At 43.4% G+C, this 16,560-nt stretch carries 12 protein-coding genes; 7 read left to right on the top strand and 5 right to left on the bottom strand.

Features of this window, described 5'->3' with window-relative positions; genetic code table 11:
• Positions 1–84: 84 nt before the first annotated feature.
• From H027_RS0116310 to H027_RS0116290, 5 genes are all read right to left on the bottom strand, one after another.
• On the bottom strand, positions 85–966 hold the full coding sequence (locus tag H027_RS0116310) for a DUF7281 domain-containing protein (protein ID WP_024873500.1): 882 nt from the start codon (positions 964–966) through the stop codon (positions 85–87).
• On the bottom strand, positions 959–2,194 hold the full coding sequence (locus H027_RS0116305; RefSeq protein WP_024873499.1) for a hypothetical protein: 1,236 nt from the start codon (positions 2,192–2,194) through the stop codon (positions 959–961). The genes H027_RS0116310 and H027_RS0116305 overlap by 8 nt, the downstream gene beginning before the upstream one ends.
• Positions 2,191–2,814 carry a condensin complex protein MksE gene (locus H027_RS0116300; protein WP_024873498.1) on the bottom strand — a complete coding sequence of 208 codons (624 nt, stop codon included), beginning with the start codon at positions 2,812–2,814 and terminating at the stop codon, positions 2,191–2,193. The genes H027_RS0116305 and H027_RS0116300 overlap by 4 nt, the downstream gene beginning before the upstream one ends.
• Complete coding sequence (locus H027_RS0116295) at positions 2,807–6,517, bottom strand: ATP-binding protein (RefSeq protein WP_024873497.1); 3,711 nt, start codon at positions 6,515–6,517, stop codon at positions 2,807–2,809. The genes H027_RS0116300 and H027_RS0116295 overlap by 8 nt, the downstream gene beginning before the upstream one ends.
• A 120-nt stretch (positions 6,518–6,637) precedes the next feature.
• On the bottom strand, positions 6,638–8,347 hold the full coding sequence (locus tag H027_RS0116290; RefSeq protein WP_024873496.1) for a class I SAM-dependent methyltransferase: 1,710 nt from the start codon (positions 8,345–8,347) through the stop codon (positions 6,638–6,640).
• 342 nt (positions 8,348–8,689) lie between these two features.
• On the opposite strand from H027_RS0116290, the gene H027_RS0116285 reads away from it, so the two are divergent.
• The 7 genes from H027_RS0116285 (at position 8,690) to H027_RS0116255 (ending at position 16,373) form a co-directional block, all read left to right on the top strand.
• Positions 8,690–9,727 carry an ABC transporter substrate-binding protein gene (locus tag H027_RS0116285; RefSeq protein ID WP_024873495.1) on the top strand — a complete coding sequence of 346 codons (1,038 nt, stop codon included), beginning with the start codon at positions 8,690–8,692 and terminating at the stop codon, positions 9,725–9,727.
• A gap of 148 nt (positions 9,728–9,875) precedes the next feature.
• Entirely contained in the window at positions 9,876–10,676 is an 801-nt protein-coding gene (locus H027_RS18115) for a LuxR C-terminal-related transcriptional regulator (RefSeq protein ID WP_024873494.1), read from the top strand.
• 115 nt (positions 10,677–10,791) lie between these two features.
• Positions 10,792–12,321 (top strand): purine-cytosine permease family protein, encoded by a 1,530-nt coding sequence (locus H027_RS0116275; protein WP_024873493.1) that lies wholly within the window; start codon positions 10,792–10,794, stop codon positions 12,319–12,321.
• Complete coding sequence (locus H027_RS0116270; protein ID WP_024873492.1) at positions 12,318–12,725, top strand: YybH family protein; 408 nt, start codon at positions 12,318–12,320, stop codon at positions 12,723–12,725. The genes H027_RS0116275 and H027_RS0116270 overlap by 4 nt, the downstream gene beginning before the upstream one ends.
• A complete protein-coding gene (locus H027_RS0116265; RefSeq protein ID WP_051449056.1) occupies positions 12,725–14,179 on the top strand; it encodes an aldehyde dehydrogenase family protein in 1,455 nt (484 codons plus the stop codon). Before H027_RS0116270 ends, H027_RS0116265 begins: the two co-directional genes overlap by 1 nt.
• Positions 14,180–14,215: 36 nt before the next feature.
• Positions 14,216–15,457 (top strand): Zn-dependent hydrolase, encoded by a 1,242-nt coding sequence (locus H027_RS0116260; protein WP_024873490.1) that lies wholly within the window; start codon positions 14,216–14,218, stop codon positions 15,455–15,457.
• A gap of 13 nt (positions 15,458–15,470) precedes the next feature.
• Positions 15,471–16,373: a dimethylarginine dimethylaminohydrolase family protein gene (locus H027_RS0116255; RefSeq protein WP_024873489.1), complete on the top strand. Its 903-nt coding sequence runs from the start codon at positions 15,471–15,473 to the stop codon at positions 16,371–16,373.
• Positions 16,374–16,560: the final 187 nt, after the last annotated feature.

Genomic DNA, 16,560 nt, shown 5'->3' with positions numbered 1-16,560 from the left:
GTGCATTTTTGACCACCACCTTATTTTCATATTGATTGGCTTTGTATGAGACATGGATTATTTCACTATCTTGCACATGAAAAGCTAACTGCTTTTGCTATGTAAAATAATGTCTAGGTTTCTCGCTACAGCATGTTCTTGCATAATCGCGATACGATATTGATTCATCCGTTGATAATAACGAGCCAACTCAGCTCCAAAATTTTCACATTTTTGCGCAATGGAATAATCAACCGACGATTGCTGTTGGAAAGTTATTTCCTGATTGACGTTCTTTAATACAGAAATATTTGCTAAATCGACTAACCACATACCTGAAATCGAGGGTACGGCTAAGGCCATCGATAACCCTTTCGGATCTGAATCAAAAAATGTATGGATCTGACATTGTCCTTGCTGACTAAGAATGAACTCATTTGCAGTCGCGACTGAGAAATAAGGATCGCCTCGATAGATAATCAGTGGATCGTAGTTCTCTATGTCGTTAAAGATTGATGATGAGAGATGAGGTAAAACTGCCTTATTTTCAACAATGAGAATCGTATGATGTTGGTGTTCTTTAAGCTGCTGCAGGTCCATGACCAGAACACTATTAAGTGGTAAACGATAATCACCATCTTTCAACTTCAACTGTCCTGATAATGTTGAAATTAAAATCCAGTCATTCCCTGCTTTTGCTCCTCCTGATTTTTCATTATTGATTCGTTTCGCAACCTCCATTCTAGTGTTTGATGGTAGTTGCTGTGCTGAATGAACATCATATCCACGTAGATCTTTTAGTAACTCAGCAATAACTTCATAATCTGCTTCAGTGAGTAGCAAATATTTATCATCAAAGGTTAATTGACCAAATGGATACGCATCCCGAATAGGCTGCATCCATTTTTTGAAGAGAACTTTGTCTTTCTGTTGTAAAACGATGGATTCTAGTACTCTCGATTGCTGTAAGTTAATTTGTTCAGTCATTCAGATAAAACTCATAGTCTGAGATCAATACGTTCCCTAACCCTTTTTCTTCAGATTGTCGCATCGGTTTAGCACTCAGACGTTTTGACAACCGAGAACGACGTAAATCCTGATTCGTCCAAATATGTAATCCCAATAACCAATCTCTCGGTTTAAGTGTGGTCTCTGCTGAGTTAAGAAAATTGAGCGCAGAAACAGTCCGACCGGATGGCATCGTAGAGATAAATACTTTCACCAGTTTTTGAAACTCACTTGGCATCGTTATTCGCTCTGTTTTTGCTGACGGCTTGATTGCTACGACTTCATTTTTGATAATCTCCGCAACTGATTGTGATTTCTCCCGATATTCTTTCTGTGAGATTCTCGCTGCAATCACCAGGCAGACAGTTTCGTTATGTAATCCGATATTTGCTTGTAGTGAAATTTGATCCTCATCTGCCGCGATGGTATTCAAAGCAGTCTGCTGAAAATCACTTAATCTTAAATCGGCAGGTCGTTCAGGCGCATATTCAGGATGGCGGAATAAGTAAGATTGCCATTTTTTCACTAAAGCAGTTTGCTGGTCTGGGATTGATTGTCCAAATAGTTTGTGCCGCAAACGAGGTAAAATAAGATTCAGACGCTCTCGGGCTGCAAATATATGGCGATCAAGCTCACTATGAAGCAGTTGTCGTAACTCAAAATGACTGGTTCCCCACTCATCAAGATCATCATGACTAACAATACTCATTGCATCCATTAATCGTTCAGCTTGTTTCAGAAGCTGCGCATTTTCTCGACGTTTTTCAGCCATCGTGCTGACATAACCAAATTCATTCTCCAGCTTCAGGCCTAGCAGATGCGTTTGGTCGGTCATGCTGTCAGATAACGTATAAATTTCATCTCTTAAGCTTTGAAAATGAAATTGGGCATCATCATGCCGATCTTCCTGAAGTGCATTGGTATATTGCTCTACCAGATGAATGACTTGTTCTCTCCATGCTGCAACATCAAATGCTTTGATCCTGCGTTTTTCCCGCTGGATCACAATATCGAGCATATCTCGCAGCGGTGCCACCAAGCGAAATCCATCACTGGTATTCCCCTGCAATAAGCCACTATTGACCAATAATTGGATATTCGTTGATGACTCTGTCTGCACTCGCCCTTGTGTATAGGCTTGAGTAATGAGTTCGCTATGATTTGAGAGTGCTCTTAATATCTGACCAATCAACATTTCCTGACTCATGAGAATAAGTCTCCCGTTGTCGGTTCGTCAGGTAGTTCTTGTATCATTTCATCAATTTTCTGATGCTCCGCCAGAAAATCAGCCAGCTCATAAAACCAGCTTATTTTCCCTGTCATTCTGAATATCTGACTTTCTTTATTTGCTTCAACAAGATAACCCTCTTTCTGCAATTGTCGGAGCACAGTTAACAACTGCTCAGAAATCGTCTCTTTATTGCTGCGCCAAACCGTACAGATTTGTCTTAATTCATCTCTCAGGCTGTGATGTGTTTCTAATGCTGTTTGTAACTTTAACATGGGGACTGCATCACCAGGCTGCAAAGATTTATCCGGATGAAGCGCCTGCATCGTCAGATTGAGAAACTGGATCATGGGCCGGAAATTCAGGATTTGTTTAGAAAATACAGCATCAATAGACGATGTTCGTGTTTCTACCGTTTGCCAACCGGCATACCATGCTGAATTGGTACTGGTACTTAACAAAACCATGTCGATTGGTTTTAACCAGTCATTCAGTTTTCGTCTAAAATCATCATCTTGCAGCGCTTTCCATTCATCTGGCTTGGAATATTCACAGATGAAGCCGCCTTGCAGTAATTCACGAGCAATCGACTCAAACATGTGCAGCATCTCCTGACAGCATTTCATCTAACTCATCGGCAAGTTGTCCGAACTGATCGGTAAAAGTTGTGATATTCCTATGAGGCTTTTCAATGTAGTAAGCATATGGGAAATGCTGCAACAACTCAGGATCTGGATCAGGGAAGGCACTCGCGATCCTAATCTGATTTTTCTCTAGCATCCCCAGAAGACGAACACTGTTTTCGCGGGAAAAATTGCCAAGCTCATCGACCGGCCAACTGACAACCGTTTGAGAATTTTTCCCGCGCAACAGATTCATCAACGACACCAAAATTTGCATCAGGATGAGATATGACAAACCATTACTGGAAATATTTTCTAATGCTTTGTCTGTTTTGGCTGATTTCTTAATCACCCCTTCATGCACAACCACTTCCACATCGAACAGATCTTTTAATGGCGTTTCTCTATTTTGGGATAAAAACAGATCGCACAATTCGGTTTGCAATTGAATCAGCTCATCAGGTGGTAGCAGCCCCTGATCATGTTGTTGCCATTGGTGATAATCTTTTTCAAAGCGCTCGAGCGTCGACCAAAAATCCAGCTGATCGATTAACGAAATAAGGCTGATCTCTATCCGATTAATTGCATCAAATACGCTGGTATCAACTAACTGGCTGGATAGCTGGCGGGATTTGGTAGAAATCGCATCGTGGTATTTCTTGAGATTGCGGCGATAGCTAATAATTCGCTCGGCATTGTTGCGCATTTCGTTACGCACCACTGCACGCCATTGTGACAATTCCACTTCGTAGAAAGTATGAATTGAGTCGACACACTTCAGCCAGTCTCTGTATTCATGCGCCATTTTTTCTGATTGCATTTGTTGCCAGAATTTGTCGCCCTGACTTCCTGAACGGGACGTGAATACCGTTGCGAGTGACGAGAAGCAATTTGTTCCTTGGCTCATCAGTTTAAATTGTTGTTTACGGCTCTGCTCCCAACGGCTCTGTAGTATGTCTGCCGTCATACTTTCGTCCCAAACCTGCTCAGATTTGACATAATAAGATGCACTGTCGTCCACGATCCGCTGGCATGTGTTTTTTTGTAATTTCAACCTGTCGATAAGGTGGCTTAGCCGTGTCAGCTCTTGTTGAAGTTGCTCAAGTTGTTGCTTGAATTGCTTTTCTTCAGCCTGCCATTGCAATTGATTTGATTCGAGCTGTGTTTGAGATTGTGAGACTTTCTCTTCTAACAATGGTTTCTGCGACCACTGATTGGTGAACCATCGCTCATAACTGTCAATTTCAGAACGAGATTCGATGGCTTGTTTTTGGTCTTTTTTCAGCTTTTGTAATTTTTGCTCTTCGCGCCGCAACGTTTCAACATCGACACCTTGTTCAGCCATCGCCCGGTCAGATTCAGCCTGAAGTTCTTTCAACTCCTCAGCCTTTTGTTGACGGATTTTCCCAATTGCTTGTTCAATTTGGGCTCGCTGTTCATCAAATTTTTGTTGTTGCTGTTTGATCTGCTGTTGTTCTTTTTCTTGTAAGGCCTGAACAACACTCGCTCGCTCATGAGCGATCTGGTTTTTGAGTGCTGTTAACATATTGAGTTCTTGATTAACGCGCTCGATTTCACCTTGCAGCCTGATTTTTTCCTGACGAATATGTTCTGTCTGCTGGAGTTGAATACCTGCGCACTCTTCTTCCAATCGATGACGATGATTATTTTTTTTCTGTAATTGATTCGTTACATCCTGCAGCTGAAGTTCTGCTTTTTTGATTTCTTTAATGGTCTGATTTAAGACTTGTTCGCAATTGCTCACCATCTCTTTTTGCTTCGAGACCGCACTTGTTGCAGCTGAGATCTGATTTTCTAAAAGCAGTCGATTTGAATGCGCTTGCGGTTCAATGGCTGTTAAATCGAGTTGTATGCCAAAGAACGAGTTTCCATCGTTCAAAACGGGCACTAAATCATCGCGCAGCAGCAATTCTGGTGCGATCACTTTACCGATTGTTTCTTGCCACCCTTGAACATGATCATCGAGAAAACGCAGCAAATGATTTGGTTCACGATCTAAATAAGCCTCAAGTTTAGATAATTCTTTCTCGTAATCACGAAGGTTGTGCTGCTCTTTCTCTAAAACGGCAAGATGCTGTTGTCGCTGATATTTCAGGTCGTTCAGTTGACGCGTGATGGCTGTTTCTTGCTGATTTAAGTGTCGAATTTCAGCATCATTGGTTTTGATTTCTGCGCGTTTTTTACTGTCTAAATCAGCCAAAGACTGTGAAGGGATCGGATTATCATGCTGCGCTGTGAGCTGACCTAACTGATTATTGAATTGAGAGAATTGTTCGTTTGCGTGCGTCTCTTTTTGTCTGAAGAGCGATTCCTGTTGTGTTCTTTCCGATTTAATTTGCGCAATAATGCGGTCTTTCGCTATATGAAAATCTTGTTGTTGCTGTTGAATATCGGCCTGTCGTTCTGAGATGCGATTATTAAACTCATTTTCTTTTTCATGTTGTAATTTCTGATATTTCAGTTGAATGCCTTCAGCACCGCTTTGCAACTTTTCTAGCCATGTCGATGTCTCTTGGATAGCCAGTTCAATTTGTGGCAACCGAGCGACCCATTGTTTCAGCTGAATGATATTTTTTTGCTGATAGGCTTTATGTTCATCATCGAGTGTGTTGAGCTGTTTCTTGAATGCTTCTGTTTGCTGCTCAAGGCTGATTTTATTTTTCTCAAAAAGCCGCAATGCATCGGTATAAGCGAGTCTGGTGGTTTCATGCTTTGCATTTGAGCCTAATCGTTCCCGATCTGTTTTTTCTATTTGCGAATTTAGATGATCGAGCAGCTGAACCGATAAACTGGCGATAGCTTGTAAATTTTCATGATTCGTTTGCCATGACTGAGCAAGCATCGCCAGTTCATCTGCTTTTTCTTTATTTTGTTCGATCTGATGTAACTGTTTCTGACTTTCCATTAAATCGTGAATATGGTGATGATCGAGCCGTAGATGTGAAAACGCTTGTCCACTCTCGGTCATGCCAATATCGGTTTGAATAATCGTGGCAATGATATCTTTGAATGCATCGAAAGAGGGCGCCCTGCCTAAAATGCCTAGCACTACTTTTTCGATATGCTCGATATTCTGCGACTTAGCACAAAGCGAGAATCGATTACGATATTCATTTAAATTGCGTAACCAGTCTTTATCAGCGCCGGTTGTTGATTTGTAATTAAACTGAATCACCTCTTTATATTGCGATGGATTGAGCCAACTGCTTCGAATGCGGTTGCTGCGCTTTATTCGCGAGGCTAAATCACTTGAACTTAGAGAAATCCAGCCCCCATCGGCCTGATGCAGCATAAATAATGAACGATCGTAAGCACTATCAATGAAAAGATACTGCACTTGACGGCCTGAGTTATTTTGCGCCCCTCGTAATACCACCATGCATGTTTGGGAATCGCCTGTTATCGTAGGTCGGCTGTATTCATAAATGATGTAGCTGCTGTCTCGCGGTAGATAATATTCAACAAATGATTGGCGTGAACCAACTTTCCGAACGGTTTGCCCCGGCTGTGCTCCATAGAAAATAGGGATTAATTGCAGGAATGTTGTTTTACCAACGCCGTTATCACCATTGAAATTAGCGTGTTGATCGAGTGACACATCTATTTCTAAGCCTTGAGCATATGAATCAATACAAATAATTCGTTTCAGTTGATACATAAATCATCCAATAGAATAATAAACTCGCATCAGCGATCATTAGAGTTTAATGATAAGAATCAGCGCAAGGATCGGTAATCAATAAGATATCGAACCAGCCTTATAAATTAACTTCGCTTATCAGCACCAATCTGATAATTGCTGCAAATCTTTAATACGATCTCGTTGCATTGTCATCGCATCAAATACATCATTAAAATTCTGCTGACTTTTTTGTATACCGGGTAATGCAAATGCCGCTTGCGTGAAGAACTCATTTTCGTTATCACGCCATGCCTGTTGCCACCAAGTCACGATAAAACTTCTTGATTGCTGTAATTTTCCTGATGTAGGCAATCGATCACTTTTCTGTAAATTGAGTGATGTTTTACTTGGCAATAAATTCCACAAGTCATTATTCGGCCAACGCGCAAAAGGAAATGCATGATCGATGGCAAATTGTTGGTTTTGTAATGACTTACCACTCCAACAGCAATTTACCTCTGAATTTCTTTGTAATTGATGCACTCGGTCGCGAACTCTGGTAGTGCAACGCTGTGGATCTTCCCAATTCAACGCATTGAGATAATCAGTTTTAGTAAAAGCTTGCTGGCGATTCAAAGTATAACCCGCCATCAATGATGACCATTCATTCACTAATGCAGGCTCAATCCAGACACTATAGCGAACGAGTGAATCCCAAATTTGTTTGGGCACATTCATCGAGCCAAACGACTGAAAATATTCAGAATCAAGAATAATGTTATTTTTAGGTATAGAAATGCGTTTTGTTTCCACTTCAAAAACAGTTTGATCTGTACCAGGTAGGGTAATGTATTTAGCAGGCATCTCTTTTATTGTTTTAGAAATGTCTTTCAGTGTCTGATGTACTGCCTGCGCTATATTTGCGTCTAGATAACAGGCCCCGATATAAAAATCGTTGTTGGCAACTTCAGCAAGTCGCTCCCACCCCATCGGTTTAATAAACCCAAGTCCTTTTCCTGAATTACTACTTTGCTGCATACGATCTGGTCGGTCGATTAATGGCTTATAGAGTTTCAGCCAATACAAAGCCACTAAACCTAATGGCAATTCGATAACCGTGTCATTTTGAAAAGTAACCGCACCAGGATGACCTTCGGCTATTCGCAGCAATGCGCGTAGTAATGCCAGTTTATAGGTTGATGCTTTGGCATCGTTCACTACGATGTTACGGATTAATGGAAATGCGCCAGTACTATCATCAGGCAAAATTAGTAATATGGTTTCCCAACTGACATCATTACGTCCTAATTGATCGCTTCTCTTTTCCGAAGATAATACTTTGAAGTGCAAGCCATATTGTGTCGCAAACGCGGCAAGTTCAGACGAAGAGACCGGATACATCACTCTCGAATCTGGACTTGGGCCATGTCGAAGCGATAAAACTATTTTTCCATTTGGTTTCAACAATGAACTTAACTTTCTGAATACACGCTGCCGCTCTGAGGCTGGAATATGCATCCAGACTGCGCTCAGTAATATCAAATCAAATTTGGTTTGCAGCCTGAATACTTCCCGAAGTTCGGGTAATGCATCATTTACCCAATGAATATTCAGTCCAACCGCATTTTGCTTTGCTAAAGCCAGTAGTTCTTCCGCAGGTTCTACCGCAACAACACTTAGCCCCTTCGATGCCAAATAACGGGCATCTCTTCCTGAACCTGCGCCGACATCAAGTACCATACCCTCAGTTGGAATAAACGCCAGCCAATCATGATGTACGGCTTCAAAATCAACACGTTCATATTGATTAGATAATTCAACTGCTCGGGCAGAATAGAAAGATATCGTTGGTTTGAGTACTGGCATGATTCAAACGGAAATTTCATATTTGAGTCTTACTTTACCAAATATGCGCAGATTTTGGGAAATGATGAGAAGTAAGTAAATATATATCATTCAAATAAATGGAAGAGCTAATTGCTCCCATAAGGCGGCATTTTTCGGCGTAGGATTCATACCTTAATCTCGCACCATCATGTCAACACGAAAAGAATATTTTACTGAACTGCTCAGGTGAACGATTTTCATACTACCTACCCCATCTGGGGTATATATCTTATTTATCTGATGATGTTATCGTCATTTCAGCTTCTAGAAAAACTAACGAATCAATGAGTTAGCGCATATATCAAAAGCAAGGACAGCAAGATGAATACTTCTTTGAAATTATTAACCCTAATGATGGGTTTCGCTATGTCGCATGCCGCGCTGGCAGATGACTTATCAGTGATCTCTTTTGGCGGCGCTAATAAAGATGCGCAGGTGAAAGCCTATTATGAGCCGTTTAGCCAAGAGACTGGCACCAAAGTTGTCGCTGGCGAATACAACGGTGAAATGGCAAAAATCAAAGCTATGGTGGAATCAAAAAGCGTGTCATGGGATGCCGTAGAAGTTGAATTATCAGAAGTTCAGCGTGGTTGTGATGAAGGCTTATTTGAAAAAATTGATTACAAAGTTGTTGGCGCCAAAACTGACTTCTTAGCGGGTTCCGCCGTAAAGTGCGGTGTGGGTATGTTTGTCTGGTCAACTGTGCTGGCTTACGACAGCAACAAACTGAAAACCGCACCAACTTCTTGGGTTGATTTCTGGGACACTAAAAAATTCCCAGGCAAACGTGGTTTACGTAAAACGGCAAAATACGCGGTTGAAGCTGCATTACAGGCCGATGGTGTAAAAGCCGCTGATGTTTATAAAGTGCTGGCAACATCCGAAGGGGTTGATCGCGCATTCAAGAAACTCGATGAGCTGAAACCCAATATTCAATGGTGGGAAGCCGGTGCACAAGCGCCACAATATCTGGTTTCTGGCGATGTTGTAATGACCACCGCTTACAATGGTCGTATCGCGAATGCGATTAAAGAAGGCAACGCATCGCTGAAGATGGCATGGGATACCAACACTTACGAGCAAGATTATTGGGCAATTCCGAAAGGATCACCGAAAAAAGATCTGGCCATGCAATTTATTGCCAGCGTCGTAAAACCAGAGAAACAGGTGGAATACGCCAAAATCATCCCTTATGGCCCCACCAACAAAAAAGCGGCAGCCATGTTAGCGCCTGAACTGGCAGCCCAATTACCAACTTCTGCTGAAAACATGAAAAATGCCGTCGCAATTGATGCCGCCTTCTGGTTGGATCACGGTGAAGAGTTAGAACGTCGTTTTAACGCATGGGCTGCTAAGTAATACTGATAGATATCATCCTTTGATGACCGGCAATCTGATTTCCGGTCATCTTTTTTCTTATCAATCAATTCATTATTGGTTGCCGACTCATTGCGATATCCGCTATATACTGTCTTACCTGGAGTCATCAGTGGTTTCTCTATCGCCAATGAGCACACGTAATTCATTAAACGATCACTCTCTTATTCATGGGGTTGCTGATTTAATTCTTGCCGTTGGGCAACCCAACTTTATCGATAAACTAACCTATTTATTACGCAGTGCCGCTAGTTTTGACGACTACGTGATGTTGATTTATCACCCCAGCTCCGCCCCGCAGGTGCTGAGTTCCTCTTTTGCTAATACGGATCTGGCCGTGTGGGAGCGCTATATTCAAGGCGCTTATTTGTTGAGCCCTTTTTACGACTATTGCATGCGGGGGAAAGATGGCTTTGTCTCGTTAGATGAAATCGCGCCTGATGGCTTTTACGATAGCGCTTATTATGACAACTACTTCCGCCCATCCCGACTAATCGATGAAGTCTGTTTTGTGGTGCAGGGCTATGACAATTTCAGCTATTTGCTTTCACTGGGGCGCACACAAACCTTAGCAAAATTTAATCAACGCGTTTTAGACAAACTCAAAGCGCTATCGCCCATTTTACAAGCCGCAGTGCAACTCGATGATCAACGACGTCATGCTGAACGCCATCCCGACCCCACGTCTCATGCTGCATTGAAGCAACGACTCCTCAATTACGGCCAAGATAAATTAACTAGTCGTGAACAAGATGTGATGCAATTGCTCATCCGTGGTTATTCAAGTAAAGAGGCCGCGCAAGTGCTAGCTATCTCACCTGAAACCGAACGAGTTCACCGCAAAAACATCTATGCAAAACTTGAAGTGGTGTCGCAAAAAGAGTTGTTATCCCAGCTGTTTGAAGAGATTTTAAGCGATATTCCAGCCTGATTAATCTCGCCTTTCTACCTCAAGAGGGTGATATTGCATCGACATATTTCCTTCTAGGATGTTGCTGTAGGAATTCGGCTTTATCGAGCTCCTCATTCCAACCCAAGGAGGGAGTATGAACACGAACAACGCTAAAAAAATCAGTATTACTAACCCTGAACTTAATGGTATTGAACCCATTGCTGAGCAGGAAAGAAATGCCTCTGTATTCGATTTCCTTCGCTTGCAATGGGGCGGAGCCAATACGCTTTCATCCGCCATGTTAGGCTCTTTTCCAATCATATTCGGCTTGTCATTTTACCAAGCGTTGGCAGCAACCATGACAGGCATATTCATTGGCGCACTTATTTTAGCGCCAATGGGTATTTTTGGTCCCAACACAGGCACCAACAATGCTGTTTCATCGAGTGCTCATTTCGGGGTTGTAGGTCGCATTGTCGGTTCATTCCTCAGTCTTTTAACTGCCATTTGCTTTTTCTCATTAAGTGTATGGTCGAGTGGCGATGCATTAGTCGGCGCGATATGCCGGATCATTGACGCACAGCCAAACGAATGGATGTTCGCTATTGCTTATGGTGTTTTTGCAGTATCCGTTTTAGTTATCTGTATCTACGGTTTTCAATTTATGTTGCTGATCAATAAGATTGCCGTGACTTTAGCTACCGTTGTTTTTGCTGTTGGATTTTTCGCTTTTGGTGATCAGTTCCATGCCGGGTTTGCCGGTGCGGGTATGCATATGGGCGATGCTGGTTTCTGGGCTACCTTTATCGGCGCGACACTCATTGTCATGTCAAACCCGATTTCTTTCGGCGCATTTCTTGGTGACTGGACTCGTTATTTACCCTCTCAAACTTCCCGTATAAAAATCATCTTAGCGACATTATTAGCTCAAGGTTTTACGTTACTTCCATTTATCTTTGGTTTAGTGACCACTGCTATCATTGCTGAAAAAACACCTGAGTTTATTACAAGCATGAATTACACCGGCGGGCTACTTACCGTATCTCCATCGTGGTTTTTCTTACCATTGATATTGCTTGCATTGATCGGTGGCATGTCGACAGGAACTACTTCGCTTTATGGTACAGGGCTAGATTTTTCAAGTGTGTTCCCAGGGCTAAGCCGCATCAAAGCGACAATTTTGATCGGTTTATTATCCATCATGATTATTTTTGTAGGGCGCTTTGCGTTTAGTTTGGTGGCATCAGTTACCACTTTAGTCACGTTGATCATTGTGACCACCACACCATGGATGGTGATAATGACCATTGGATACATCACCCGCAGAGGATTCTATTTAAAAGACGATCTGCAAGTATTTAACCGCGGGCAGCGCGGCGGTACTTACTGGTTTTATCACGGGTGGAATTTGCGCGGCATGTTTGCTTGGATCCCTTCTGCTGCGATCGCTCTCATGACGGTCAATATTCCGGGGCAATTTGTTGGTCCGCTGGGTGATTTAGCGAATGGCATCGATGTCTCTTTGATTGTCGCGTTATTACTACCAGCGATCACCTATCCGATATTACTGCTAGCATTTCCTGAACCAGCGGAAGTGTATGGCCCGTCAGGCGCTTTATTAGATTCAACCTCAAACATGGAAAATAAGGGCACATGGCAAACCGAAACAGGGGTTGAACTATGAGCAATTTATCGCCTATTGAAGCGATTCAACAAGCAGCAGAATCATTAATTAATGCATTTTCCAGACATGATACCGCCGCCTATTTCGCCTGTTTTCATCCAGATGCCACGTTTTTATTTTACAACAACCCAATCGCGCTTTCGTCAAGAGAAGCTTATGAGCAATGTTGGGCACAATGGGAAACGCAATTCGGTTTTCATGTCATGGATTGTCGATCGTCAGAACAAAAAATTAGTGTATTTGATGATACGGCCATTTTTACGCATTGTGTCGAAACACAAATTAAGACGAGCGATGGCATTCAAACAGTAACAGAACGGGAATCGATCGTGTTTCAAAAGCAAGCTGATCATAGGTGGTTATGTATTCATGAACACCTATCCCCGCGAGAGGTGAATCAATAATGATATCGATTACGTCATTTCAGAATACAAAGAGTGTCTATATCGACGGCCAGTGGTTATATGGTGCGGGGGAATCACTTCAGGTGCTTAACCCTGCGAATAAGTCAGTGATAACAACACTAACCACGGCATCATTAACACAAGTCAATGATGCCGTTTCAGCAGCTAAAGCAGCTTTTTCTACTTGGGGTAATAGTACGTTTCACGAAAGAAGTCGCTATTTATTACGTATTGCAGCTCTGGTAGAAAAAAACAAAGAGGCATTAATTCAATTACAGCAATTGAATTCCGGTAAACCATTATTTGAAGCTGAGTTAGATGTATCTGATGTGATCAGCACGTTCCGTTATTACGCTGATTACGTTTTAACACTCGAGAATGAAACTGATGTTGCTCTGCCATCGCAAGAGTTTAGCGCCACATTAAGCAAAGAACCGATTGGCGTTGCAGCACTGATCATGCCTTGGAACTTCCCGATGGTGACAACATCATGGAAGTTGGCACCCGCATTAGCAGCGGGATGCACAGTGATATTAAAACCATCCGAGATAACACCGATTGCAGAGATCGCACTGATGCGTCTCATTGCGAGTGCAAGTTTGCCAAACGGTGTGGTGAATTTGGTCACAGGCAAAGGGGCTGATATTGGTGATGCACTGATCTCGCACCCGGATGTTAATAAAATCTCATTTACTGGCAGCAATAAAGTTGGCCAGCACATCATGCGACAAGCAAGCAGAGGAATAAAATACGTTAGCCTTGAGCTGGGTGGAAAATCTTCTCTGATTGTTTTAGCTGATGCCGATATTGACCAAGCTGCTGAGTTAGCCCTCGGTGGTGCTTTTTTTAATGCCGGTCAGATGTGTTCTGCAACATCTCGTGTTTTAGTAGACAAACAATGTTACCACGCACTTTTAGAGCGACTAAAACAGCAGATAACTGCTTACGAAATGCCCCCAATTATCAATGAAACACAGTGGCTGCGAGTTAGTAACTACATTCAACAAGCCAAGCAGGCTGGGTTATCGGTCATCAATAGTGACAAGAAACCATCGGCGGAAGGCTATCATTTTCCGGCAACTATTGTGACCGGTTTAACTACTAACAGCCCAATCTGGCGTGAAGAGATATTTGGCCCGGTGATGTGCGTAATGCCATTTGATAATGAGAATGAAGCGATTCGCCTAGCCAACGACACGGAATATGGACTAGTTGCATCGATTGTTGGAAAAGATAAAACGACAACTCACTCGATTGCTCGTCAGTTACAAGTCGGCATGGTGTGGGTCAATTCGCCGCAAGTGATCTTTCCGCAAACATCATGGGGCGGATATAAGCAAAGTAGTTTAGGCAGAGAGTTAGGGCCTTGGGGGTTAGCTGCTTATCAAGAAATAAAGCACGTCATCTATGGTTGCATACCTCAAGAGGGTGATAGCGACAACGCCGTCGGTTAGTTAGCATCACGTCATGATCCCCACGATGAGCGCATCATGACGTTATCGCAATTAAGTATTAACCAAACTCGTTTAGTGCAATTTATCGCTGCAATGGCCGATATTGGAATGACCTCGAAAGGTGGCAGTAACCGCCAAGCCTTGACCGAAGAAGACCAACGTGGGCGACAACTCTTTCTCGATTGGTGTCACCAGCTTGGTGGCGCAGCGCGTCGAGATACGATGGGAAATCTGTTCGTTCGTTGGTCTGGTTCCGATAATTCACTTTCCCCTATTTTGATGAGTTCACATCTCGACACCCAGCCCACTGGCGGCCATTTTGATGGTGTTTATGGTGTGTTGGCGGCGCTGGAAGTCATCGCAACACTGCACGATGCCAATATCACCACACAACACCCTCTGGAAATTGCCGTTTGGACCAACGAAGAGGGTGCTCGTTTTGCGCCCGCCATGATGGGTTCTGGCGTTTTTTGTGGTGCACTGGAACAAGCCGATATCTATCAATCTCGCGATAAATCGGGTGTTACTGTTTATGACGCGTTGGTTTCTTCACAGCAGTTGGGCGACACCCCCTGCCAGCCCTTCCCTATTTTTGCCGCATTAGAACTGCACATCGAGCAAGGGCCCATATTGGAATCGAAAGATTTACAAATCGGCATCGTAACGGGTGTGCAAGGTATGAACTGGTTTGATGTCACCATCACCGGCGAAACCACGCATGCTGGACCAACACCGATGGCGATGCGACGAGATCCGGTATTAGTTGGCGCTACGCTACTCAATAAGCTTTATGCGCTAACAGAACGCTATGGAGAACATGCTCGCTTAACGATTGGGGATATCAAAGCCTTGCCTGGCGCAAGAAACACGGTGCCTTCCCAGATGATTTTTTCTGTCGATTTACGCCACCCAGATCAATTGCAATTAGAAGCGATGACTGCTGATTTTTATACTCTCTGCCAGCAGCTAACTGGCGATGTATCAATTGATGTATTGCCTGTCTGGCGATCGCCTGCGGTGCATTTTAATGCTCGGTGCATTGAGGCGATTGAAAACGCAACTCATAAGCTCAACTATCGCTCGCTATCGATGGTGTCGGGTGCAGGACATGATTCAGTTTACCTTTCTCGCATTGCCCCCGTTGGCATGATTTTCATCCCCTGCCGCAACGGGGTCTCTCACAACGAAGCCGAATATGCCTCTCCTGAGCAACTGACCGCTGGCGCGAATGTATTACTGCATGCACTACTCAATTTAACCGCTGCATCGACTTATTAAAAAGGATGTTTTTATGAACGGATTTTTACAATCAAGACAGATAAACGGTGGAACACCGACTCTTAAAGAGTGGGGAATCAACTCAGAAACTGGCGTATTACGTGATGTGTTAGTCGGCTCGATTGATCATTTCTCATGGCGCGATGGTAATGCTACCTCTCGTCGGCATATGCGCGATGGTGTGCAATTTGATACTGCGGTTGCCAAAGCGCAATATCAAGAGATGCTTGATGTTTATCGTCAGGCCGATGTGAATGTGCATATTCTTCCGGCACAGGCTGATCAACCCTATTCGATTTATGCACGCGACTCATCGGTAATGACCCCTTGGGGGCCGATTATCAGTCAAATGTATAGCCCATGGCGTCGGGCAGAATGGATTTCGGTGCTGAATTTTTATCGCGAAAAAGAGATCCCTATTTTTGATGTGGTCAGCGCCGGCACTTTTGAAGGCGGCGATTTTATGTTGATTGAGCCCGGTGCAGTGCTGTGCGGTTGCTCTGGAGAACGCACCAGTCTCGCGGGAGCCGAACAAGTTAAGGGCTGGTTTGAAAAAGAGGGCTGGGAATTTAAAATTGGCCGCTTTGACCCACACTTCCTGCATATGGATGTGCAATGCGTCATGGTGGCCGATAAGCTAGCCGCAGTCTGTTCTGCTGTATTACCCGATGATGTGCTCGCTTGGCTGAAGCAAAAAAATATCGACTTCATCGATGTGCCCTATAAAGATGCGATGGAACTGGGTTGCAATATCGTTTCTTTGGGTAACGAGCGCGTGCTGTTACCCGCAGAAAGTAAAACCTTAAAAGAGCAGTGCCTTGCACACGGGCTCACCGTTTTTGACCCGGATATCAATATGATCACCAAAGGTGGCGGCGGCGTACATTGCATGTGCCAGCCACTTCGTCGTGACTAAATATCGACTGTGCTACTTGCGCAAACACTAGAGTCGAGAAGATGATGAAAGCGATGATGACCCACTCATGATTGCTCTCAATTGAACCATCCCCAAACAACTTGGAGCCGCAGGGGGTGGCAAGTGAAGAGACCCCATGAGCATAAATAAACTATGTAATTGGGGGAATGAACGCTGCCAGCTCCGT

This window comes from Tolumonas lignilytica (assembly GCF_000527035.1).
In the GTDB taxonomy this organism is placed as follows: domain Bacteria; phylum Pseudomonadota; class Gammaproteobacteria; order Enterobacterales; family Aeromonadaceae; genus Tolumonas; species Tolumonas lignilytica.
This window is presented reverse-complemented; position numbering and strand designations above follow the sequence as displayed.